The sequence below is a fragment of the Micromonospora sp. NPDC093243 genome (genome assembly GCF_044753725.1).
In the GTDB taxonomy this organism is placed as follows: domain Bacteria; phylum Actinomycetota; class Actinomycetes; order Mycobacteriales; family Micromonosporaceae; genus Micromonospora.
In genome coordinates, this window is record NZ_JBIVNT010000002.1 from 317,921 (window position 1) to 340,424 (window position 22,504).

Below are 22,504 nucleotides of genomic sequence, written 5' to 3' on the forward strand. Positions count from 1 at the left end.
GCTCAGGCCGCCTCAATCAGCACGACGGCGATCCGCTCCTGCGCGTTCAACGCCACCACCGCCGGCACGTCGCGGACGGCGAGCGCCAGGTAGACCACCACCTCGCCGTCGTTCTCCGAGGTGCTGGTGTCGATGACGGTCGCCTCGAACCGGGTGCCGGCCGTGGCGCTCGGTCCGGCGTTGTCGTCGGGGGTGCTGACCAGCAGGACCTTGTCGCCGGGGTGCAGTTCCCGGGCGGGCACCTCGGCGAGGTCCAGGCCCAGCGCCACCTGCTGCTGCCCGGGGCCGAGCAGCGGATCGTCCGTCAGCTGGGTCATGGTCAGCAGGGTGCCTGGGGTCAGCGACACCGCGGCCCGCTTGCCGACGACCTCGTCGAGCCGGTCGGCCGCTACCGGGGAGAGTCCCTGCCCGCCGGCCACCTGCACCGGCACCAGGTCGTCGGCGCTGAGCTGTCGACCGACCTCCACCGGCCGGGCCACCGCCAGGTAGCTGCCGGTGGCCCGGACCGAGGTGACCGCGAAGGCGGCGCCGAGCCCGCCGAGGGCGATCAGCAGCACCGCCAGGCCGAGCAGGCCGGGGCGCATCCGGCGTTGCCGGACCACCTTCGGCGGGCTCACCGGCGCCTCCACCGGTCCGGTTCCGTTGCGTGTCGCCAGGCTCATCGGGCCACCGCCGTCCAGATCTGCTCGTTCGTCGCGTTCATCGCGTCACCACCTGGAGTTCGTTGATCTGGATCGGCACGGTGCCGGTGGACCGGGTCACCGGGATGACCCCGCTCTGGCCGCCCCCGCGCCAGGTCACCGTCCAGTACGTGGTGGCGTCCACCGCGTACCTGCCGGCCTTGGCGTAACCGCGGTGGTAGCCGCAGGTCGGGGAACGTTTGCCGGCGTGCGGGCCGGACACCTTGTACTCGGTGCCGGGGCCGGTGCAGGTGACGTGCTGGCCGTCGTCCATGTCCCAGACGATCCGGTCGAACCGGGCCTCGATCGTCACGGTGAGCCCGCGTTCGGTCTCCGACTCGCGGATCACCGGGCCGAAGTACTGCCGGCCCTTGCTGCCCCACATCCAGACCGGCAGCCCGACCAGGCCGGGGCCGGTGCTGCGGCGCGGGGCCACCGCGACCCGGGGCGGCGAGATGGTGATCCGGGCCAGCGCCCGACGGGCCAGCTCCTCCGGGTCGGGCGGGGCGCCGTAACCGGGCGGGGGACCGTCGAGCAGCTCGGTGCGCTGATCGCCGAGGTCGCCGCCGTTGCAGGTGAGCAGGTACCACTGCTTGCCCTCGGGGGTGTCGGCCCGCTGCGGCTCCTCCAGCTTGTAGTAGCAGCCGTCGCTGTTGTTGAACCAGCCGAGCACGCTGTCGTAGCAGCGCACGGTGCGGCCGGCCCAGGAACACTTGCCGGTGCCGCCGCCGGAGTCGCCGCCCCCGCCGTTGTCGCCACCCCCGCCGTTGTCCCCGCCACCGCCCGGCGTGCCGGGTTCGTCGTCCCACACGCTGCAGTCGTGCTGCCCGGGTGGGCACTCGCCGCCCGGGTCGGCCCGGCGGGCGGCGGCCGGCGCGGTGCCGGCCGCGACCAGCAGCAGCGCCACCCCGAGCACCAGCCCGAGCCGTGCCCGGCGGGGTGCCCCGGTCCGGGGTGGACGGACCGGGACACCCCTTCCTCCCCAGGTCAGCACGGCTGGTCCTGGTGAGCCGCGCCCGCGTTGATCAGCCAGCGGCCGTCGGGGTAGCGGGTCGCGGTGGCGGTGGCCAGGTACCGTTTCGCGCCGCTGCCGGGCACCACCCGCTGGTCCTTGGCGTAGACCAGCCGGTATCCGGTCGCGTCGAGGCAGTCCTGGATCTCCACGGTGGCCGGCACCGAGTCGAGGCTGACGGCGGTCACCGTCGGGTCGGACTTCAGCGTCCCGGTACGCATCGCGCCGTGCTCCTTCGCCTCGCGAATTGCCATTCGGACCCGGGTCAACAGCGGATCCGCGAGGAACCGGGACAGTTCCGGCGCGTGCGGATCACTGCGTCGGCCCGCCGTACGGGATGCGGCGAGATAGCCGGAATACGCGTTCAGCGCGGCCTTTCCCGCAGCCTGTTCGTCGGCGTTTCGATCCGTCGCGTGTTCGGCTGCCGGGTGGGCCGGCGGCTGGACGACCGCCTCCCGACCGGTGCCGCACGCCGGCGCCGATGTCAGCGCCGCGACCGTCAACAGGCAGATTGCCGTTCGGCTGTGCTGCCGTCCTTGCACCGCCGTGCCTCCTCGGTGGCGACCCGGCGGCCACCGCGTCGTCGGCCGCCGGGCATGCGGAAGCGCGCCCGAATGGTCACATCCGGAGCAGTGGATTCGCTGCCGCATTTACGTTTACGGATCTTTCACAAATGCAAAGTTTCGGTGTCGTCCTATCGGCTCGGTGAGGCTTGCGTCACACCCAAGGGGCGAGCATAGGCTGACGTTCGCCGATGCAACAGAGGCAATTCATTCGAACACTCTCCGTGATGACAGGTGGTGGTGAGGGGTGACGGCGGTCGAGTCCGACCGGGAGGTGCGCCAGCGGTACGCGACGAACTCCGGCGCTCCGCGCGGTTCGACCTCGGCCGGGCGGTGCGACCGCCCGGAGCGGGACTCCGCGCGACCCGCTCGCGGCATCTGGCCCGATCCGTCCCCTGGCGCCGTGCCCCGGCCAACCGCCCTGCCGGCCGGCGCGGCACGGCGTCCGGCGGCGCCGGAGTGGGCGCCGCGCGAGGTCGCTTTCCGCGCCATCCGCTACACCCTAGCGATCGTTCAGTTACGATCCGTGTTCGTCTTCGGCCGCTCCGGCTGCCCGTCCGGACGGCCGTCATGGCGCTGACCGGCCCGTCGACGACCCCGTCCGGTGCCGGCCCGGCACCGAAATCGGCACCGTCCGAGGCGGTCGAGCCACCCACCCTCGGCCGGTCGGCGGGGGTGCTGGCCACGCTGGCGCTGACCCCGCTGCTGCGACTGGCGGTGCTGCGGCACGCCGTGCCGCCGGGAGTCGCACCCGCGGCCGGCTGCGCCGCCTGCGGCACGCCGGTCGGCCTGCGGCGCCCATGGCCGGCGCTCGGTCCGACGGCCCGCTGCGCGCGGTGCCGCTACCGGGTCGGGCCGCCGGGGGCCACCGTCGAGCTGGCCGTGCTGGCGGCCGGGGCGGTACTGCTACTACTCGGTCCGCCCGCCGCCGAACTGGCCGCGGTCGCCTGGTGGCTCGGCTGGGCGGTGCCGCTCTGCTTCGTCGACCTGGCCGTGCACCGGCTGCCGGACCGGCTCACCTACCCGGCGGTGGCCGGGGCCTGGGCGCTGCTCGGGCTGGCCGCGCTGACCGGCGGCGGAGCGGGGCCCTGGCTGCGGGCCACGCTGGGCGGGGCCGGGCTGGCGGTCTTCTTCGCCGCCACCACCCTGCTGCTCGGCCGGCGGGGTTTCGGGCTGGGCGACGCCAAGCTGGCGCTCGGCGTCGGCGTGCTGCTCGGCTGGTACGGCTGGCCGGTCCTGGTGGCCGGGCTGCTGCTCGCCCTCGGTCTGGCCGCGCTGGTCAGCCTCGGCCTGCTGGTGGCCGGGCGGGCAAGCTGGTCCAGCCATCTCCCGTTCGGCCCGTTCCTGGTGCTCGGCACGGTCGGCGCCCTGCTGCTGGCCAACTGACCACGCCCGCCGCGCCGTCGTGCCGGCTCAGCGGCGGCCGGCCCCGCCCACCGGGTCGGTGACCGGCCCCTCGGCCTGGCGCGACCGGCGGCGCAGCAGCTCGGCGGCCGGGCGGGCCAGCAACGGCGTCACCAGCAGGACAACCAGGGCGCCGAGCAGCACGCCGGCGACCACGTCGTGCGGATAGTGCACGCCGACGAAGGTGCGGGAGAACGCGGCCAGGGCGGCGATGGGCGCCGCGACCAACCCGAACCGGCGGGACAGCAGCAGGGTGGCGACCGCCAGGGCGCCGGCGATGGTGGAGTGGTTGCTCGGGAACGACCAGTCGCCCGGCGGCGGGCAGCTGCCGGCGATGATCGCCCTGGTGGCCGCCCGACACGGCCGGTCCTCGTCCACCACCGTCTTGAGCCATTCGCTGCACCCGTACGCCAGGACCACCGGAATCGGCGCGACCAGGGCGAGCGCCCGGTCCCGCGGACCGCCACCGAGCCGGGTGAAGGCCGCCACCAGCAGCAGCACGCCGAGCAGCAGGACCGACACCTCGGTGAAGTGCCCGGCGAACCACTGCACCGGTTGCGGGCTGTCGGCGGCCGTGTCGACGATGTCCTGGTACCAGTCGACGCTGATCTCCGGTACGTCGGTCGTGCCGGCCTGCACCATGACTCGCCTCACCATCCGTTCATTCTGTGTTCACCTTGGGTAAAGGTACCGATTCACGAGATGTCACCGCAGTGTGCTTAGGCCAGCACCCCTCCCTGACCTTCGTCCTCAGCGGTCTCACAGCCGGGTCTGCCACGATCCGAGGGCGTCGTCGGAACCACAGGAGGCTGCGTGCACACCACCGCCACGGCCGGGCCGGCTGGGAGCAGGTCGTCGGAGGGTGACGAGAGCTGGCGGATCCGCCGCACGGCGACCGACCTGGACCGGCTCGGCGAGACAGAATCGATCTTCGCGCTGAGCAACGGCTGGATCGGCTGGCGGGGGACCCTCGACGAAGGCGCGCCCTACGGGATGCCGGGCAGTTACCTCAACGGCTTTCACGAGCGGCGCGAACTCGGCTACCCGGAGGACGGCTACGCCTTCCCGGAGTTCAGCGACACCGTGATCAGCGCGCCGAACGCCACGCTGATCCGACTCTGGGTCGACGGCGAGCCACTGGACGTCCGCACCGGGACCCTGCGCACCCACGAACGGGTGCTGGACCTGCGGTCCGGGGTGCTGCGCCGGGAGACCGAGTGGATCTCACCGGGCGGGCGCGGCGTACGGATCCGCAGCACCCGGCTGGTCTCCCTGCCCCGGCGGCGGATCGCGGCCATCCGCTACGAGGTGGAGCCGCTGGACGCGAGCGTCGAGCTGCGGGTCTGCTCGGACCTGCTGGCCAACGAGCGGGTGCCGGAGCGCTCCGACGATCCGCGAGCCGCCTCGGTCGTCACCGATGCGCTGACCGCCGAGACGCGCCGCTCGCACGGGCTGGACGGGGTGCTGGTGCACCGCACCGAGCGGAGCGCGCAGCGGGTCGCGGTGGCGGTCGCGCACCTGGTCGAAGCGCCCGAGCACGTCTCCGCCGACAGCGACTGCACCCCGGACCGGATGCGGCTGACCCTGACCGGCCCGCTGCGCCCGGGGGAACGGCTCCGGTTGACCAAGTTCGCCGCGTACGAGTGCGCGCCGGCGCGGGGGACGCCGCCCGGCGAGCTGGCCGACCTGGTCGTCGCCGAGGCGGACGCCGCTCGGGCGGACGGCTTCGACGCGCTGCTCGCGGCGCAGCGGGCCGCGCTGGACGGCGCCTGGCGGACCGCCGACGTGGAGCTGGACGGAGACCCGGAACTTCAGCAGGCGATCCGGTTCGCGCTCTTCCACCTGGTCCAGGCGGGCCGGCCGGACGGCGACCGGACCATCCCGGCCAAGGGGCTCACCGGCAACGGCTACGACGGTCACGTGCTCTGGGACACCGAGAGCTACGTGCTGCCGGTGCTCACCTACCTGGCCCCGGCGGTGGCCCGCTCCGCCCTGCGCTGGCGACACGCGCACCTGCCGGAGGCCCGCGAACGGGCCACGAAGCTGCGGCTGGCCGGCGCGACCTTCCCGTGGCGGACCATCGGCGGTCGCGAGTGCTCCGGCTACTGGCCGGCCAGCACCGCCGGGCTGCACCTCAACGCCGACATCGCCGACGCCGTCCTGCGCTACGTCGCGGCCACCGGCGACCGGGAGTTCCTCGCCGAGGCGGGCGTGGACCTGCTGGTGGAGACGGCTCGGCTCTGGCACCGCTTCGGCCACTGGTCGGACACCGGCGCCTTCCACCTGCACGGGGTGACCGGCCCCGACGAGTACGCCGCCCTGGTCAACGACAACGTCTTCACCAACATGATGGCCCGGCGCAACCTGCGCGGCGCGGCGGACGTCGTCGAGCGCCACCCCGAGCAGGCCGAAGGCCTCGGCGTCGACCCGGCCGAGGTGGCCGGCTGGCGGGCCGCGGCCGATGCGATGTTCGTCCCCTACGACCGCAAGCGTGGGGTGCACCAGCAGTCGGCCGGCTTCACCGAGCAGCCGGAGTGGGACTTCGCCGGCACCGGCGAGGAGGAGTACCCGCTCCTGCTGCACTTCCCCTACCTGGAGCTCTACCGCAAGCAGGTGGTCAAGCAGGCCGACCTGGTGCTGGCCATGCTGCGCTGCCCCGGCGAGTTCACCGCCGACGAGAAGACCCGCAACGTCGCGTACTACGAGGCCCGCACCGTCCGTGACTCGTCCCTGTCGGCCGCGCCGCAGGCGGTGCTCGCCGCCGAGGTCGGCCACCTCGATCTGGCGTACGACCTGTTCGCCGAGTCGGTCCGCCAGGACCTCGCCGACCTCGGCGACAAGACCGCGGACGGGCTGCACCTGGCGTCGCTGGCCGGGTCGTGGCTGGCGCTCGTGCAGGGCTTCGGCGGGCTGCGCGACGACCGGGGCGCGCTCTCCTTCGATCCCCGGCTGCCGCGGCGCATCCACCGGCTCGCGTTCCACCTGCGGTGGCACGGCCACCGGCTGCGGGTCACGCTGACCCCGGACGAGGCCCGCTACGAGCTGCCCGACGGCGGGCCGGAGGCCACGGTCGAGCTGTGGCACCACGGCGAGCAGGTGCGGGTGGCCGGCGGGGCGCCGGTCAGCCGGGCGATGCCCCCGGTGCCCGACCCCGGCCCCGAGCCGCCCTCCCCGCCGGGCCGGCGGCCGGCCCGCCGCACCGCGGGCTGAGACTCAGCCCGTCTCGAGCCCGCCGGACATCCGCTCGCGGACCTTCTCCAGCTCCTCGAAGGCGTACGCCCAGTTGTGGCACTTGAAGCTGCGCAGCCCGTCGATGGCGGTGTGGCAGTCGCCGCAGCGGACCCCGGGGATGGCGTCCGGCACCTCGGTGTTGACGTACTTGCGGTCGCCGAGGATCACCATGGCGATCATCGTGCGGTCGTGCACACCGGAGAGCGCCGACGAGACGATGTCGTACCAGGTTACCCGACGGCCGCACTTGGGGCAGTCCGGCTCGTCGCCGCTGACCCAGAGCGGGGCGCCGATGCTGCGGGGCGGAAGGCCGAGCAGCTTCTCCAGCCGCCGCACGTCCGCCTCCGGGGTGGTCCAGCGGTGCCGGCCGGGCAGCGAGGCCGGTGAGTCGTAGACGGTGCGGAACAGGTCCGAGTCGACCTGCACGGTCTCCCGCTGACTGGTCATCGGCGTCCCCCTCGGCGATCGGTGCCCCCACCGTGTCCGCCGGCGGCGGGGGGTGCAGCCGGATCAACGACACGACGGGCCGCCTGGTCGTTCTCCGGTTCCACCGTCGCCCACCCTCCGGCACGTGGTACGACATCCGCAGGGCGCCACCGGAGGGAGTGCCGATGGCGAGCGCGCCGGAACGGCTGCTGCGGCACCGTGAAGATCCGGTGAGCGCCTCCTTCCTGGAACTCTTCTTCGACCTGGCGTTCGTCCTCGCGCTCAGTCAACTGGCCAACATGATGCTGGCCGATCTGGACGTCGGCGGTGCGCTGCGGACCGCGCTGCTGTTGGCCGCGCTCTGGTGGGTCTGGGTGTCGACCACCTGGTTCACCGACTGGTTCGCGCCGAGCGCCGCGGTCGTGCGGTTCATCCTGGTCGCCGCCGCGCTGGGCAGCCTGCTGATGGGCGCGGCCCTGCCGCAGGCGCTGGGTGACCGGGCGCTGCTCTTCGCGGGTGCCTTCGTCGCGCTCAACGTCGGCCGCAACGTGCTCACGAGCCTTCTGCTGCGGGGCCACCCGCGGCGTCCGCGCAGCCTGCGGATCCTGTTCTGGTTCTGCGCCAGCGGGGTGCTGTGGCTGGCCGGCGCGCTGGTGCCGGTGGCGCGGGTCCCGCTCTGGCTGACCGCCATGGCGACGGACTATGTCGGGCCGAGCATCGGATGGCCCACGCCGGGGCTCGGCCGGGCCCGCCGGGACGAGTTGCGGCTGACCGGCGGGCACCTGTCCGAGCGGTTCCAGCAGATCTTCATCATCTCGCTCGGCGAGTTGATCCTGGTCGCCGGCGTGGCGTACGCCGCGACCGACATCGGCCCGGCGCAGACCGCCGCCTTCCTGCTGGTCTTCACCATGGCCGTGCTGACCGGGCTGCTCTACATCACGCCGGCCGGCGGACATCTGGGCCAGGCCCTCGAGCGGGCCGACCCGTCCCGGCTCGGCCCGGCCTCCGCCTACCTGCACCTGGTGATGGTCGGCGGAGTGGTGGCCACCGCCGTCGGGGCGAAGCTGGCCATCGCCCACCCGACCCAGCCGGGCGCGGTGGCGGTGGTCGTCGCCGGTCCGGCTCTGTTCCTGGCCGGCCGGCTGCTGCTCTCCGCCGCCATCAACCGGCGGTTCTCCTGGCCTCGGCTGGCCGCGCTGCCGGCGCTGCTCGTGGTGGGCCTGCTGACGGCGGGACTGCCCCTGCTGGTGGCGACCGCGGCCACCGCCGCGATCCTGCTCGTCGCGGCCGTGCTGGAGCGGACCGGGGTTTTCGCGCCCCGCGAGCGCGGGTGAGTGGTGCAGCCCCCCGTGTTCCACCCGGGGGTCGTCCGGTTCAGGGGCGGAGCGCGTTGAGGACCAGCTGCGCGTAGCGACGCCACACGGCCGGGTCGCGCTGGTCAAGCACGATCAGTTGCCGGACCGGGCCGCAGAGGATGACCCGGATGTCCAGCTCGTCGGCGTCGGGCCGGATCCCGCCGGAGGGCTTGGCCGCCTCCACCAACTGCCCGATCAGGCCCAGGATCCGGACGGCGGGCACCAGCTTGCCGTCGAAGAAAGCGTCCGCGAGCACCCGATCCCGCGCGAGGCGCTCGAACAGGTCGGGTACGTAGGCCCGCAGCTCCTGGTCGGCGTCGGGGCCGTCGAGCGCGGCGAGCGTACGCCGCTCCAGCTCCTGGAACTGCTGTCGCGCGACGGCGATCACCAGGTCGTCCTTGCTGGGGTAGCTGCGGTAGACCGTGGCCCGGCCGACGCCGGCCCGCTCCGCCACCTGCGGCACCGTCACCTGGAGGCCCTGCTCGGTGAAGAGTTCCCGGGCGGCCGCGATGACCCGTTCCTGGTTGCGGCGAGCGTCCAGCCGTCGATGGGAACCGTCCGGCCCGGCCGGGGTCTCGAGGTCGTCGGGCAGGGCCACGGTCTCAGTTTGCCGGATCGCCGGGGCGCGCGGCCGAACCGGCCTGCCCGCCGTCGGCGTCGCCGGCCATCGTCTGCTCGTCGCCGTACACCTTGGTCAGCTCGACGTTCAACACTGTGCACACCCGGGCGAACGACCAGTAGTAGCCGATCACCTGGAGCACCTCGACGATCTCGCGCTCACTGACGACCTGCCGCAGCTGGTCGAAGAGGTCGTCGGGGACGCGCGGTCGCCGCACCACTTCGGCGGTGAACCGGATGAGCGCCCGGTCGTACGGCGACAGCTCCGGACTGGCGACCTGCCGGCTGCTGATGATCTCCCGGGTGCGCTGGTCGACCCCGGCAGCCTCGGACATCGGCCGGTGCTGCGCGGCGACGAACTCGCACTCGGCCCACTCGGCCACGGTCAGGATGACGAGTTCCCGCGAGCGCGCGGGCAGCTCCAGCGAGGTGAACTGCGCCTTCGCGAGCTGGATGAAGAGCGCAACGGTGCCGACCGAGTGGGTCAGCATCTTGACCAGCGGGTCGGGCGGCAGAGCGGAGAGGAAGTCACGGACGTCGTCCGGGACGTTCTTCGGATCGGGGTCGGCGAGGCGGGGCATGATCTTCTCCTCGATCGGGTTCGTGGGCGTCGTCTCGATCGCGCTCAGCGCGCGTCATCCGGGAGGAGGTCGAACCCGGTCTCGCTGAGGTGCTGGAATCGGCCGTCCGGGGCGAACGACCCGAAGATCGCGATCTCTCGTCGGGCCGTGGCGCCGTCCACCATCGTGATCTCGAAGACGTGCCGCTCGGCGTAGCGGGAGCCGTCGCGCAGTTCGTCGAGCACGGTCACCGTGCCGCGGGCGATCTGGGTCCGGGTGCGGGCCACCATCTCGGCGAACTCGGCGCGATCGAGCGTCTTGCCGTCGCTGCGGTGGGTGTAGTCGGGCGCGTAGAACCTCTCCAGCGCCTCGTGCAGGTCGAGCGTCGGCTCGAAGACCAGCTCGCGGAGAGCGTCGCTGATGCTCACCTGGTACATGGCTCGGAACTCCTCGGACGGGGGTCGGCACGGATCCGGACCCATGAGTCCGGTTGGCGTCGAACGTACCGGACTCGGGAGTCCGGATCCACCGGATGGTGGCCGTCGTCACCAGGCGGCGCTGCCGTGCGCCGCCGTTCCGCAGGTGGGCGCGACTACGATCGGCCAGCCATGGACGAGAGCCCGGAGCACGAGATGATCGCCGTACCGGCGGGGCGGGCGACCCTCTCCGACCGGCGTACGCAGCGGCAGTGGTCGGTGTCGCTCGCGCCCTACCAGCTCTCGGCGTTCCCGGTCACCCAGGCCCAGTACGCGCAGGTCACCGGCGAGCGGCCGAGCAGCCACCAGGGCGATCGACTGCCCGTCGAGAGCGTCTCCTGGTGGGACGCGATCCGCTACTGCAACGCCCTGTCCCGACACGAGGGTCTGGCACCCGCGTACCGGCTCGACGCGGACGGCGAAGAGGTCGAGTGGGACGCCACCGGCGACGGCTATCGGCTGCCGACCGAAGCCGAGTGGGAGTACGCCTGCCGGGCCGGCACCACCGGTCCGCGCTACGGGCCGCTCGACGAGATCGCCTGGTACCGCGGCAACTCACAGGAGCGGATCCACGAGGTGGGCGGCAAGCGCCCCAACCCGTGGGGCCTGCACGACATGCTCGGCAACGTCTGGGACTGGTGCTGGGACATCTACGACGCCGAGGTCTACGGCAGCTACCGGGTGCTCCGGGGCGGCGGCTGGTTCGACGAGCACTGGAGCTGCCGGGCCTCGGTGCGGCGCCGCAGCCACCCGAGCTTCCAGGTCGACGATGTGGGCTTCCGCGTCGCCCGCTCGATTCGCCGCTGAGCACGTCCCTCGCCCGCTTCCCGCTCATGGGGCGAGTCGGGGAACGTCTTCCTGAGACGGCACTGCCCGGCCGGCGAACAGTCGCCGACCGGGCAGTGTTCCGGCCCTGGTCAGTTCTGGGTGGCCAGGTCCTTCAGGCCCTCCAGCATCTCGGCGAAGTCAGCGGTCTCCGCCGGCGGCGGCGTCTCGATGCTCACCGCCTTGCCGTAGTCGGTGTAGTCGACCACCATGTCGCCCATCTTGCCCATGACCATGCCCGCCCGGCGGGGCCGGTACTGCTCGTCGACCCACAGGTCGATCTTGATCTCCTTGACGCCTTCCTTGGCGAACTGCTTCTCGACGCCCGACCGCAGCTCGGGGTCGAGCTGAGCGAAGTGGGTCGCGACGGGGGTGGTGACGGTGTAGTGGACGGTGGCCGCCCCGTTCACCGTCTCCTGGCCGACGACCGTCACGCCCTCGGAGGCGAGCAGCGTCTTGACCTGCTTGGTCGGGTCGACGTCCTCGAACTGCTTGGTGAGGTCCATGCCCGCCTGCTCGCCGACGGTGCTCAGGTCCATCTTCATCCAGCGCTTGCCGCCGGTGCTGGCGCGGTCCTCCGCCGGAATCTCGACGTAGACCACGGCGCCGATCATCCGCACGGTGGTCGGAGCGCCGTCCGGGCCCGCCGTCGTCATCTCGGCCTTGACCGGGTCGCCCAGATCCAGGACGCCCTGCATCGAGATCTGCTCGCCGCCCGCCTTGCCCTTCATCGTCAGGGTCACCGAATCGGTCTTGTCGGTGGCGTCGACCGTCTTCTGCAACGACCCCTTGAGATCACTGGCGAGCAGCTCCAGCACGCTGGGCTGCTCCGGCGCGTCCGACGAGCCGGGCTTCGAGCCGCAGGCGGACACCGCGAGTGCGGTGAGCGCCGAGACCGCCACGATCGTGGTCTTCTTCCAAAGTGACACGTAACAGCTTCTTTCCCCCGAAGGATTCTGGGGATCTCCCCAAGTAGACCGACGACAAGCTATCCCAAGCGGTCAATCCCCGGGCGACACCTCACCACCGTCCCGGTGAGCAGGCCGCTCGCCGTCGCCGCCGTGCCGCGAAAGTGTCCCAACGGGCTCCTAGCCTGCCCGCCGTATCTGAGTCGCTGCGCGAGGCGGATCTCCATCATCATGATCAGATGGCTCAGGACGAGTTGCCTCTCGCCGACACCCTCGCGCTCGGACAGTTGGCCTACCTCCGCCAGCGTTCGCTCGGCAGTAGGCGCTACCGGGCTGTGGGCCAGGTGTGGCTCGGCGTCACACCTCGCTACCTGCACTGGAGTCGGCCCTCCGTCTTCGACTCCCACCTCGACTCCGTACGACGCAGCCTGGTGGCCTACGAGCGGCTGGCGAAGCGGCGCGATCAGGGCGTTGCCGAGGCCTGGCAGGAAGTTCTCGTCGCCGTGGACGAGCTGCTCGCCGAGGGCCGGCAGCGCGCCGGCCACCGGATCCGGCCACGACGAATCTGACCGGTACGGAGTTTCTCCGTTGCTCGCGGGCTGACCTTGACCCTGGCCGCACAGCGGCAGCCCAATCCGGGCCATTACCAACATTTCTGATCGAACCGCTGAGCCGTCATGTGACCATGAGCGGCGAGCGGCCGACCCGCAATCGCCCCGGCACCGGTCGACCAGCCCAGGAGGTGGAGCATGTCCAACGGCAACGCAATCCGTCCCTTCCGGCTCGACACGCCGGAAGAAGCGATCGCCGACCTGCATCGCCGGATCGCGGCCACCCGCTGGCCCAGCCGCGAGCTGGTCAATGACCGCTCCCAGGGCGTACAGCTGGCGACGGTCCAGGAACTGGCCCGCTACTGGACGACCGGTCACGACTGGCGCGCGTGCGAGGCGAAGCTGAACGCCCTGCCGCAGTACACGACGGACATCGACGGCGTCGAAATCCACTTCATCCACGTGCAGTCGCAGCACGAGAACGCCCTGCCGCTGATCATGACGCACGGCTGGCCGGGCTCGGTCGTCGAGCTGCTCGGGGTCATCGGCCCGCTCACCGACCCGACCGCACACGGCGGACGGGCCGAGGACGCCTTCCACCTCGTCCTGCCGTCACTGCCCGGCTACGGCTTCTCAAGCGTGCCGACCGAGCTCGGCTGGGAGAACGGCCGCATCGCGAGCGCGTGGGCGGAGCTGATGAATCGCCTCGGCTACTCGCGCTATGTCGCCCAGGGTGGTGATGTGGGTGCCGCCGTCACGGACGCGATGGGCCGCCAGGCACCCGACGGGCTGCTCGGCATCCACGTCAACCTGCTCGCCGGGGCGATCGGCATCAAGGACAAGCTGCCGGCGAAGTCCGAGCAGGAGCGCGCGGCGCTCGACGCGCTCAACACTTTCACCACGGACGGCTTCGGCTACTTCCTGGAGCAGACCACCCGGCCACAGACGATCGGCTACTCCCTGATCGACTCACCCATCGGGCTGGCGGCCTGGATGTTCGACCACGACACCGACAGCTACTACAAGATTGCCCGCGCGATCGTCGACGGCCAGCCCACGGGTGGTCTCACCCGGGACAGCATCGTCGACAACGTCACGCTCTACTGGCTGACCGGCACCGGCACCTCGTCCGCCCGGTGGTACTGGGAATTCGGCCGGTTCCTGGCCGCCGCCGGTGCGTCCGGCCAGGCCCCTCCGCCGGTCTCGGTTCCGGTCGGCTTCACGACGTTCCCCGGCGAGCTCTTTCCTGCTCCGCGCAGCTGGGTCGAGTCGGTCTACCCCGGCCTCGCGTACTACAACGAGGCCGAGCGCGGCGGCCACTTCGCCGCCTGGGAGGAGCCCGACCTGTTCGCGGCCGAGATGCGGGCCGTGTTCCAGCCACTGCGGACATCCTGAGCCCGTCAGGTCGCGCGCTCGGTAGCGCGCCGTCCTCGATCGCCTGATCGATCAGGTTCGTGGTGGTGACAGCTTCGCGCTGGTCATCCGAGCTGAGGCGGGAATCGGCGAGACGGCTCTGCTGGAGTACCCGATCGCGCGCGGCGGTCAGTCGGGTTTCTGACTGCCAACCGCTCGGATCCGGGCTCGGCGGCCGATCGTGTTCGGGATTGTCCTAGATCTCCGTGGAGCTCGGTTCTCCAAGGTCCCGACGACTTCCGGCTCGCCGCTACGATGCAGCCTCCGAGGCACGTCGCACCAGCGGAGGGCGCGCATGCTTGGGTCCAATAGAACGGTAAGAACAAAGGCGACCATCTGGCGCTACAGATTGTGGCGATACAGGTTGACCACCGTGGGCACCGTTCTAGCCTCGTTCGGATTGGCGACATCTCTGGTGGACCCGCCCCGGCCCGTCAGTGTTGTTGCGGGTCTCGCGGGCGCTACTCTCTCCCTTATGGAGACCGGGGCAAACCGCCGGCGTTCGAAGGAAGTGCGATTCCAACTGCGGAAGGGCGACACCTACCGGGATGTGATTGGTCATTCGGCGGACCTCGGGCCAGTTGTGGAGAGCGCCCGGGACGTTGGGATTTTGCTGTCACGCGAGAACGCCGAACTGCGCAAGCGCCCCATCCGAGCTATTATCCAGACCCCCGATTACAGGTTGCCACGTGACTTGCGGACCTGGTCGCTTGACTACTTAACCTACCGTGCGAGAACGGCAAAGATCTATAACGACAGTGCGCTCTGCCTGGTGTCGGACCTCTTGAGCGACGATGTTGTCAAGCTGAGAGCCGGTCGCTATTTCGACTTCATGTGCAGCAACCTGCTCGCCCCGTCCGACATCTGGGAGGTGGGGCGGAAGAGTCCTGCCCTTCGTGGTCGGGACCTCATCCTCGACCCAGACGGCCGACTCGTATCTTTCAAGCGCAGTCGCCTAGCGAACCTCATCGGCGTATCGACCCTGGCCTTCACCACCGACGGCCAGCTGCTCCTTGTCGCGCAGACGGACGACAACATCGGCAGTCCTGGCTTGCTCGCCCCATCCGGTTCTGGGGCACTCGAACCTAAGGACGTGCCCGAAAATACGGAGGACTGCACTATCCAGGAGATCATGATCCGCGGAGCCGAGCGCGAGTTGCGGGAAGAGTGCCATCTGACGGAGCGCGACATAAAAAGCAGCTCTCTCGTTGGGCACGGTCGCTGGATCAGCCGAGGGGCGATGCCTGAGTTCTGCGCTGTAACCCTCCTCGGCCTCACAGGTGATCAAGTGCTCGATCGGTCACCGCGGCGGGTAGAAAGATCTTACGTCCACGAATTTATGCCAGTCAGTCTCGCGCCCCTGCGGCTCTGGGATCCCAGTCGACCGCTCGACATGCTGCCTGAGCATCGACAGGCGGTTTCCTGGCCCTTGGCACTTGGGCTCGCCTGCCTGGCAGAGTGCATCAACGACGAATCGTGGTCCTTGCGCGAGGACTTGTTGACGCGATTGGAGGGATAGTTCCGCGGATGCGGAACTAGGTGTCCAATCCTGGAGGCTGTTCGTCAACAGCCCCGCCGCCAAGGTCCCGCCAGCGCAGTGGGGGGCGGAAAACCTCCAGGCGGAGTCGGATGGTTTCCGGCTTCCGACCGCCGACGGCGCTGCCTAGCGTCGATTGCATGATCGAGCTACGTGAGCTGACGAAACGCTACGGCGACCAAGTGGCCGTCGACGGGCTGAGCGTCCGGGTGCAGCCGGGGGTGGTGACCGGCTTCCTCGGCCCGAACGGTTCCGGCAAGTCGACGACGATGCGGATGATCCTCGGCCTGGATGCCCCGGACCATGGCGAGGCACTGATCGGCGGCGTCCGGTACCCGGACGTGGACTGGCCGCTGAAGACGGTCGGTGCGCTTCTCGACGCCGGGGCGTTCCATCCTGGCCGCAGCGCCCGTGCGCACCTGGCCGCGCTGGCCGCGAGCAACGACATCCCCGGTTCCCGGGTCAAGCAGGTGCTGCGCATCGTCGGTCTGTCCGACGCGGCGACGCGGCGTGCCGGTACGTACTCGCTCGGCATGCGCCAGCGGCTCGGCGTCGCTGTGGCCCTGCTCGGCGACCCGGGCGTCCTCCTGCTCGACGAGCCGGTCAACGGACTGGATCCGGAGGGCATTCGCTGGATCCGAGACCTGCTGCGCGGACTCGCCGCCGAAGGTCGGACGGTGTTCGTGTCCAGCCACCTGATCGCCGAGATGGCGCTGACCGCCGACCGGCTGGTGGTGATCGGCCGCGGCCGGCTGCTGGCCGAGACGACCGTCGCCGAACTCGCCGCCGGCGAAGACAGCCTGGAGGACGCGTTCTTCCGGCTCACCTCACAGGCCACCGATTATCGCGGAGTGGGAGCGTCATGAACGGGTACGGATTCCGGCACGCGGCCCGGATGGAGCGGATCAAGCTGAGCAGCGTCCGGTCGACGTGGTGGCTGGCGATCGCCGCGGTGGTCTCGATGGCCGCGGCCGGGGCCGGGGTGGGACTCGGGTACCGATCGCACACCCCGGTCGCCACCGCCGCCCAGATCCTGAACAACAGCCTCGGCGGCGCCATCGTGGCCCAGCTGCTCCTCGGAGCGCTCGGCGTCCTGGTGGTGACCGGCGAATACGGCACCGGGATGATCCGCTCGACGTTCGCCGCCGTTCCGCGGCGCCGGATCGTCCTGGCCGCGAAGGTCGCCGTGTGCGGCGGCGCGGCTCTCACCGTCGGCCTGGTCGCGAGCTTCGCCGGCTATCTGGGCGGGCAGCTCGCGATCCGCGGCACCGCCATCCCGGCCGCATCCCTCGGAGACCCGGCGATCCTGCGCGCGGTCGTGCTGACCGGCGTGTATCTGGGCGTCACCGCCCTGATCGGGGTCGGCATCGGGACGATCGTGCGGCACTCGGGCGCCGCCATCGGCACGCTGTTCGGTCTGATGTTCGTACCGATGATCGTGGCCGGCCTGTTCGGCGAGAGCGGAATCCAGGTCGGCCGCTTCGTCCCGCTGTTGATGCTGCTCAACTCGATCGCGGTGACCTCGCCGGTACCCGGGCTGTTCTCCAGCTGGATCAGCGCGCTGCTGATGTGCGGGTACGCGGCGGTAGCGATTCTGTGCGGCGCCGTGCTGCTCCGCCACCGCGACGCGTGACCAGCGACAATGGACTGGTGACCGCGCTGCGCGCTCCGTTCACCACACTGGCCCTGCGCCAGGCGGTGTTCTGCGTCGTCGGCGTGGTCAGCGCGGCCGCGATCCTGAGCGTGCCGGCGATCGGGCCGGCCCTGGGCGTCCTCTTCCTCTGGGCGACCGGAGCCCTGTCCGACCAGCCGGCACCTGCCGTCGCACCGGTGTTCCTTTTCCTGGTTCCGCTCACCGTCGCGCTCCTGGTCGTGCTGGCCGCCCCGATCGGGCGCGCGATGGGACCCGTGCATCGCTCGCTCGCCGACCGGCTGCTCGACACGCATGTGGACGCCCCGCCGCCCCGGCCGTCGAAGCGGCTCAGCGCCGTGGTCGCCGACGGGCCGGGCTGGCGCGCCGTCGGGTACGGCCTGCTCAAGGTGCCACTGGCCATCCCCGAGGGCTACGGCGCGTTCTGCTACGTATTCGGCCTGGTCAACCTCAGCTACCCGGTGTGGTGGCCGCTGTTTCGCAACCATCCGCCCGGAACGCGCCTCGGACCGGTGTGGGCGCTGACGCCGTTCGGCACCATCGGTACGCGGACGTTCGCCGGGACGTTCCTCATCGCCGCGGCCGGCCTCGCCATGCTGCTGGTCGCTCCGTGGTTGATGCGGGCTGGTACGGCGCTGGACCTTGCCGCGATGCGACGGCTGCTCGGTCCGCGTCGGCTCGCCGAGCGGGTACGCGAACTGCAGGTCACCCGGGCCCGCGCGATCGACGACGCGGCCGCGATGATGCGCAGGCTGGAACGGGACCTGCACGACGGCGCGCAGATCCGCCTGGCCACGCTGGCGATGAACCTGGGCATGGCGACTGAGAAGCTCGGTGCCGACGGCCCGCCACCCGACCTCGCACAGGCCCGCGAACTGGTCGCGCTCGCCCACCGTGGAGCGAAGGATGCCCTCGCCGATTTGCGCGACCTGGTGCGCGGGATTCACCCGCCCGTCCTCGACAATGGTCTCGGCGACGCGCTGGCGACGCTCGCGACGAGCAGCGCCATCCCGGTCGCGGTGGACGTCGAGCTGCCCGACCGCCCAGCGCCCGCGATCGAGACCATCGCCTACTTCTGCGCCTCCGAGCTGCTCGCGAACGCGGCCAAACACAGCCGGGCGACCCGTATCGGGCTCGGCGTCGTCCGATCCGGCGAGCGCCTGATGGTGACCGTGAAGGACGACGGCATCGGCGGGGCGAACCCGGAGGGTCCCGGCCTGTCCGGCCTGGCCCGCCGCATCGCCGTCGTGGACGGCCGGATGCGCGTACACAGTCCGGCCGGCGGTCCGACCCGGGTCGAGATCGAGCTGCCCACACAGGTGTGAACGGAGGCGACGACATGCGGATGGTGATCGCGGAGGATGCCGCGATGATGCGCGAAGGGCTGGTCCGGCTGCTCACCGACCGCGGCTTCGAGGTGTGCGCGGCGGTGGCGGACGCAGATGCGTTGCGGTCCGCGATTGCCGCCCACGTACCGGATGTAGCGATCATCGACATCCGGATGCCGCCGACGCACACCGACGAGGGACTGCGCGCCGCGATCGACATCCGACGCGACCATCCCGACGTCGATGTGCTGGTGTTTTCCCAGTACGTGGAGACCCGCTACGCGACCCGCCTGCTCGCCGACCGGCCGACCGGCATCGGATACCTGCTCAAGGACCGCGTCGCCGACGTCGCCGATTTCGTGGACGCGCTGACCCGGGTGGCATCCGGTGGCACCGCACTGGATCCGGAGGTGGTCGGCCACCTGATGCGGGCCGGGCAGGGCACGGCCGGGGTGGCGTCGCTGACCCCCCGGGAGCGGGAGGTGCTTTCGCTGATGGCCGAGGGACGATCCAACGCCGGGATCGCGGCGGCTCTTGTCATCACCGCCGGAGTCGTGGAGAAACACGTGGCGAGCATCTTCGCGAAACTCGGTCTGCCGTCCTCGGACAGCGACAACCGTAGGGTCCTGGCCGTCCTCCGCCACGTCAGCGGCGGCTGATGTCTGGGCCGCTTGTCCGCGAGTAAGGCAATCGTGCAGCGCGCCTCGGCGGCGCTGCCGCGCCCGGCGGCCGCCCACGGCCCGTGGAGTCACCTTTGGCCTTCGGACCATCTCGGTGAACAAGCTGAGCAGCCGCGAGTTGCGAACGAGTGCCTTCCGCACCTTCGCCGTCTGATTACCGCTGCTCTGGGGCCCCGGACTCAGGAGGCTACCCAGCCCCCAATCGCGGCAAAGCGACCTGATTGTGAGGTCGCTGACCTGCGTGTGAGTGGGCCGCCAGGGACTCGAACCCTGAACCTATGGATTAAAAGTCCACAGCTCTGCCATTGAGCTAGCGGCCCGCGCGCTCAGGTTACCGGACAGCGGTGACCGGCGAGTCGATCAAGGCCGTCGGCGGGTCGAGGCTTGGGTGGGCCGGCGCCGGGTATCGGACCGGTATGCGGTCGAGTGGCAAGCCGGCGGTGGCGGCGTCCGGCGAGGAGATCGGCCCGGACGGGGTACGCGAGCCGGGCGGCGAGGTGCATGCCTGGCTGCCGAGGCAGAACCAGACGGTCTGCGGGTTGCCGCTGAGCCGGAGCCGGCTGCGTCGGTTCCCGCACGTGCGGTTCGACTACGCGTCCACCGACGTGCTGACCGGGGCGGACCCGGTCGGCCGGATCTGCCCGCGGTGCCTGGCCGCCACGGATGGCCGTCGGCGGGACGAGAAACACCCCTGGGTCCGCCACGCGCCCCGCCCCTGAGCTTCCCCGCCCGCCGTGAGCGTGTCGATTCACCCCGCCTGATCACCGAGAACTCGACGTCGCACCGGCTGCCCGTGGGCGTCCGGCACGGTTGGCGGGCGGCTGGGCGGGTACCGGGTGCGGCATGCGGATCGTGGTGGTGGGGGCGAGCGGCAACGCGGGGACGGCCCTGTTGCGCCGGCTGCGCCGGGAGCGGGGGGTGGAGCTGGCCGGGGTGGCCCGTCGGCTGCCCGGCCCGGACGCGGGTGAGCCGTACGACCAGGTGGAGTGGCACTCCTGCGACGTGGGCCTGCCGGGCGCGGCGGAGCAGCTCGCCGAGGTCTTCGCGGGCGCGCACGCGGTGGTGCACCTGGCCTGGCAGATCCAGCCCAGCCACAACCAGCGGGTGCTGCACCGGACCAACATCGGCGGCAGCCAGGCGGTGATCGACGCGGTGGTCCGGGCCCGGGTGCCGGCCCTGGTGTACGCCTCGTCGGTCGGCGTCTACGCGCCCGGCCCGAAGGACCACCCGGTCAGCGAGCGCTGGCCGGCGACGGGCGTGCCCGAATCGTCGTACAGCCGGGACAAGGCGGAGGTGGAGGCGCTGCTCGACCGGGCGGAGCGCGAGCACCCGGAGCTGCGGGTGGTGCGGATGCGGCCCGGCCTCAACTTCCAGCGCGACGCGGGCACCGAGATCAGCCGCTACTTCCTCGGCCCGTTCGTGCCGGTGCAGCTGCTCAGGTACAACCGGATCCCGCTGGTGCCGACGCACCGCCGGCTGCGGATGCAGGCCGTGCACACCGACGACGTCGCCGAGGCGTACGCCCGGGCGGTGCTGGGTGATGCGCGCGGCGCCTTCAACCTGGCCGCGGACCCGGTGCTGACCCCGGAGCTGGTGGCCCGGCACTTCCACGGCTGGACGGTGCCGGTGGCCGCCCCGCTGCTGCGCGGCGCGGCGGCCCTGACCTGGCACGCCCGGCTGCAACCGGTCGACGCGGGCTGGGTGCAGCTGGCGCTGGACGCGCCGCTGATGTCGAGCGACCGGGCGGAGGCCGAGCTGGGCTGGGAGCCGGCGATCGACGCGCTCACCGCGCTGCGGCAGCTCTTCCTCGGCATGGCCGAGCGCGGCCACACGGCCAGCCCGCCGATGTCCGCCGCCGCCACCCTCCCCGGCCGCCTGGGCGCCCTGCTCAAGGCCCGCCCCGCCGGCCAGGGCAACCCCTACTGACCCCAACCCACCGACGCCCGCCCCCGGTGCGCGTTGATCATGAAGTTGTTGTCACGACACGCCGACACCGCGCGCAATAACTTCATGATCAACCTCAACCGAGATCCAACCGGGGTCAGCTGAGTTTGGAGCCGGGGGTGCTGGGGTTGCGGGCGCCCAGGAAGAAGATGCCGGGGTAGCCGCGGGTCTCGAACTTGCCGCTCGGATTGCGGCGCAGGGTGGAGTCCTCGATCGTCATCGTCCCGGTGCGGTCGTTGCTGACGAAGAAGATCGCACCGCCGCCCTCGTTGGCCTCGTTCTTCTCGATCACCGTGCCGGCGATCCGGACGGTGAACCGGTTGCCGTCGCAGTAGATCGCCCCGCCGCTGCCGCCGCCGGGCGTGCCGGCCTTCGCCGGGTTGGCGCCGTTGCCGATCGCCTCGTTGCCGGTGAAGAGGCTGTTCAGCACGGTCCACGAAACCCCGATGCTGCTCAGCGCCCCGCCGTTGGCGCAGGAGCCGCGGTCGAAGGTGCTGTTCACCACGTACACCGGCTTGTTCTCGTACTGGCTGAGCACCCGCAGCGCGGCGCCGCCCAGGTCGGGCCCGGTCCGGTCGCAGCGGTTGCGGACGAAGCGCGAGTTGACCACCTTGACCCGCCCGCCCCGGACGAAGATCGCCCCGCCGCCGCCACCCTCGGCCTTCTCACCTGTGGAGTTGCCCTCGGTGAAGGTGAGGTTCTGCACGGTGAGCTGCGGGTGGTCCTGGTTCTGGCAGTGCGAGGTGGTCCAGCCCTGGGCCCCGTCGCAGGTGTTCATGTAGAGGATCCGGCGCTGGCCCTGCCCGCTGAGGGTGACCTTGCCGCCGCCGTCGAGCACCACCTTCGGCCCGTTGGCGTTGCGTACCTTGGCGGTGGCGGTCATCTTGATGGTCACCGGGTCCGGCCCGCAGTTGAAGGTGATGATGCCGCCGGCCGCGACCGCCTTCACCACGGCGGCCGACGTGCAGCTCGCCGGCGTGCCCGTGCCGACCCTGCGGCTCGGCCGGGAGGTGTCCACCGCCCGTCCCTCGGCGGGCACCGCCGCGTCGCCGGCCGGGTTGCCGGCCCGGAACGTGGTCGCGGGCTTCCGCGACGGGCTGGGGCTCGCACCCGGGCCACCGAGACCCGTCCGGTTCACTCCGGCGGCGGGCTGGTCGCCGGTGGGCAGGTCGGCGGTCGCCGAGGGCGCGGCGGCCGGCGGGCCGGCGTCGCGATCGGACGAGCCGCAGCCCGGCAGGGTGGCGGCGGCGACCCCGAGGGCGAGCAGGACGGTGACGGTCTTCAGGCGCACTCCACGATGCTAGGACCGGCGCGGCGCCGGACCCGCCACGCCGGGCCGGGG

General features: G+C 71.5%; 23 protein-coding genes and 1 tRNA gene. 13 read left to right on the plus strand and 11 right to left on the minus strand.

Annotated features, from left to right (window positions below):
• Window positions 1–2: 2 nt before the first annotated feature.
• The 3 genes from ACIP9D_RS06230 to ACIP9D_RS06240 are packed head-to-tail and all read right to left on the minus strand — an operon-like array spanning window position 3 to window position 2,234.
• Complete coding sequence (locus ACIP9D_RS06230) at window positions 3–662, minus strand: SAF domain-containing protein (RefSeq protein ID WP_350868272.1); 660 nt, start codon at window positions 660–662, stop codon at window positions 3–5.
• A 37-nt stretch (window positions 663–699) separates the two neighbouring features.
• A complete protein-coding gene (locus ACIP9D_RS06235; RefSeq protein ID WP_400449429.1) occupies window positions 700–1,674 on the minus strand; it encodes a hypothetical protein in 975 nt (324 codons plus the stop codon).
• The gene (locus ACIP9D_RS06240) at window positions 1,668–2,234 is read right to left on the minus strand and encodes a hypothetical protein (protein ID WP_350868270.1); all 567 of its coding nucleotides are present in this window, start codon (window positions 2,232–2,234) and stop codon (window positions 1,668–1,670) included. The genes ACIP9D_RS06235 and ACIP9D_RS06240 overlap by 7 nt, the downstream gene beginning before the upstream one ends.
• Before the next feature lie 591 nt (window positions 2,235–2,825).
• On the opposite strand from ACIP9D_RS06240, the gene ACIP9D_RS06245 reads away from it, so the two are divergent.
• Window positions 2,826–3,641 (plus strand): A24 family peptidase, encoded by an 816-nt coding sequence (locus tag ACIP9D_RS06245; RefSeq protein WP_350868268.1) that lies wholly within the window; start codon window positions 2,826–2,828, stop codon window positions 3,639–3,641.
• Between the two features lie 27 nt (window positions 3,642–3,668).
• Here ACIP9D_RS06245 and ACIP9D_RS06250 read toward each other — a convergent pair whose 3' ends face one another.
• On the minus strand, window positions 3,669–4,316 hold the full coding sequence (locus ACIP9D_RS06250; RefSeq protein ID WP_350868266.1) for a phosphatase PAP2 family protein: 648 nt from the start codon (window positions 4,314–4,316) through the stop codon (window positions 3,669–3,671).
• Window positions 4,317–4,472: 156 nt separating this feature from the next.
• Here ACIP9D_RS06250 and ACIP9D_RS06255 point away from each other — a divergent pair, with 156 nt between their 5' ends.
• On the plus strand, window positions 4,473–6,869 hold the full coding sequence (locus ACIP9D_RS06255) for a glycosyl hydrolase family 65 protein (RefSeq protein ID WP_350868264.1): 2,397 nt from the start codon (window positions 4,473–4,475) through the stop codon (window positions 6,867–6,869).
• A 3-nt stretch (window positions 6,870–6,872) separates the two neighbouring features.
• Here the strand turns inward: ACIP9D_RS06255 and ACIP9D_RS06260 are convergent, their stop codons facing one another.
• Complete coding sequence (locus ACIP9D_RS06260; RefSeq protein ID WP_350868262.1) at window positions 6,873–7,337, minus strand: hypothetical protein; 465 nt, start codon at window positions 7,335–7,337, stop codon at window positions 6,873–6,875.
• Window positions 7,338–7,501: 164 nt separating this feature from the next.
• Here ACIP9D_RS06260 and ACIP9D_RS06265 point away from each other — a divergent pair, with 164 nt between their 5' ends.
• On the plus strand, window positions 7,502–8,650 hold the full coding sequence (locus tag ACIP9D_RS06265) for a low temperature requirement protein A (RefSeq protein ID WP_350868260.1): 1,149 nt from the start codon (window positions 7,502–7,504) through the stop codon (window positions 8,648–8,650).
• 40 nt (window positions 8,651–8,690) lie between these two features.
• On the opposite strand, the gene ACIP9D_RS06270 is transcribed toward ACIP9D_RS06265, so the two are convergent.
• Genes ACIP9D_RS06270 through ACIP9D_RS06280 form a run of 3 tightly spaced genes read right to left on the minus strand, consistent with a single transcriptional unit; the run spans window position 8,691 to window position 10,286 of the window.
• On the minus strand, window positions 8,691–9,269 hold the full coding sequence (locus ACIP9D_RS06270) for a helix-turn-helix domain-containing protein (protein ID WP_350868258.1): 579 nt from the start codon (window positions 9,267–9,269) through the stop codon (window positions 8,691–8,693).
• Window positions 9,270–9,273: 4 nt separating this feature from the next.
• The gene (locus tag ACIP9D_RS06275; protein ID WP_350868257.1) at window positions 9,274–9,870 is read right to left on the minus strand and encodes a carboxymuconolactone decarboxylase family protein; all 597 of its coding nucleotides are present in this window, start codon (window positions 9,868–9,870) and stop codon (window positions 9,274–9,276) included.
• A 44-nt stretch (window positions 9,871–9,914) separates the two neighbouring features.
• The gene (locus tag ACIP9D_RS06280; RefSeq protein WP_350868255.1) at window positions 9,915–10,286 is read right to left on the minus strand and encodes a hypothetical protein; all 372 of its coding nucleotides are present in this window, start codon (window positions 10,284–10,286) and stop codon (window positions 9,915–9,917) included.
• Between the two features lie 171 nt (window positions 10,287–10,457).
• On the opposite strand from ACIP9D_RS06280, the gene ACIP9D_RS06285 reads away from it, so the two are divergent.
• Entirely contained in the window at window positions 10,458–11,132 is a 675-nt protein-coding gene (locus tag ACIP9D_RS06285) for an SUMF1/EgtB/PvdO family nonheme iron enzyme (RefSeq protein WP_350868253.1), read from the plus strand.
• Between the two features lie 110 nt (window positions 11,133–11,242).
• Here the strand turns inward: ACIP9D_RS06285 and ACIP9D_RS06290 are convergent, their stop codons facing one another.
• A complete protein-coding gene (locus ACIP9D_RS06290) occupies window positions 11,243–12,079 on the minus strand; it encodes a hypothetical protein (RefSeq protein ID WP_350868251.1) in 837 nt (278 codons plus the stop codon).
• A gap of 218 nt (window positions 12,080–12,297) precedes the next feature.
• Here ACIP9D_RS06290 and ACIP9D_RS06295 point away from each other — a divergent pair, with 218 nt between their 5' ends.
• The 7 genes from ACIP9D_RS06295 (at window position 12,298) to ACIP9D_RS06325 (ending at window position 19,197) form a co-directional block, all read left to right on the plus strand.
• Entirely contained in the window at window positions 12,298–12,627 is a 330-nt protein-coding gene (locus tag ACIP9D_RS06295) for a hypothetical protein (RefSeq protein ID WP_350868249.1), read from the plus strand.
• Window positions 12,628–12,807: 180 nt separating this feature from the next.
• Window positions 12,808–14,004, plus strand: coding sequence for an epoxide hydrolase family protein (locus tag ACIP9D_RS06300; protein WP_350868247.1), 1,197 nt, complete (start codon window positions 12,808–12,810; stop codon window positions 14,002–14,004).
• 493 nt (window positions 14,005–14,497) lie between these two features.
• Window positions 14,498–15,541 (plus strand): hypothetical protein, encoded by a 1,044-nt coding sequence (locus ACIP9D_RS06305; protein WP_350868245.1) that lies wholly within the window; start codon window positions 14,498–14,500, stop codon window positions 15,539–15,541.
• 158 nt (window positions 15,542–15,699) lie between these two features.
• A complete protein-coding gene (locus ACIP9D_RS06310) occupies window positions 15,700–16,425 on the plus strand; it encodes an ATP-binding cassette domain-containing protein (protein ID WP_350868243.1) in 726 nt (241 codons plus the stop codon).
• Window positions 16,422–17,192: an ABC transporter permease gene (locus ACIP9D_RS06315; RefSeq protein WP_350868241.1), complete on the plus strand. Its 771-nt coding sequence runs from the start codon at window positions 16,422–16,424 to the stop codon at window positions 17,190–17,192. Before ACIP9D_RS06310 ends, ACIP9D_RS06315 begins: the two co-directional genes overlap by 4 nt.
• Window positions 17,193–17,209: 17 nt before the next feature.
• Window positions 17,210–18,535 (plus strand): sensor domain-containing protein, encoded by a 1,326-nt coding sequence (locus tag ACIP9D_RS06320; RefSeq protein WP_350868239.1) that lies wholly within the window; start codon window positions 17,210–17,212, stop codon window positions 18,533–18,535.
• A 14-nt stretch (window positions 18,536–18,549) separates the two neighbouring features.
• On the plus strand, window positions 18,550–19,197 hold the full coding sequence (locus ACIP9D_RS06325; RefSeq protein ID WP_350868237.1) for a response regulator transcription factor: 648 nt from the start codon (window positions 18,550–18,552) through the stop codon (window positions 19,195–19,197).
• Window positions 19,198–19,466: 269 nt separating this feature from the next.
• Here ACIP9D_RS06325 and ACIP9D_RS06330 read toward each other — a convergent pair.
• Window positions 19,467–19,538, minus strand: a tRNA-Lys gene (locus tag ACIP9D_RS06330).
• A 96-nt stretch (window positions 19,539–19,634) separates the two neighbouring features.
• Here ACIP9D_RS06330 and ACIP9D_RS06335 point away from each other — a divergent pair.
• Window positions 19,635–19,937 (plus strand): hypothetical protein, encoded by a 303-nt coding sequence (locus tag ACIP9D_RS06335; RefSeq protein ID WP_350868235.1) that lies wholly within the window; start codon window positions 19,635–19,637, stop codon window positions 19,935–19,937.
• A 124-nt stretch (window positions 19,938–20,061) separates the two neighbouring features.
• The gene (locus ACIP9D_RS06340; protein WP_350868233.1) at window positions 20,062–21,144 is read left to right on the plus strand and encodes an NAD-dependent epimerase/dehydratase family protein; all 1,083 of its coding nucleotides are present in this window, start codon (window positions 20,062–20,064) and stop codon (window positions 21,142–21,144) included.
• A gap of 115 nt (window positions 21,145–21,259) precedes the next feature.
• On the opposite strand, the gene ACIP9D_RS06345 is transcribed toward ACIP9D_RS06340, so the two are convergent.
• Entirely contained in the window at window positions 21,260–22,453 is a 1,194-nt protein-coding gene (locus ACIP9D_RS06345; RefSeq protein WP_350868231.1) for a hypothetical protein, read from the minus strand.
• Between the last annotated feature and the right edge of the window lie 51 nt (window positions 22,454–22,504).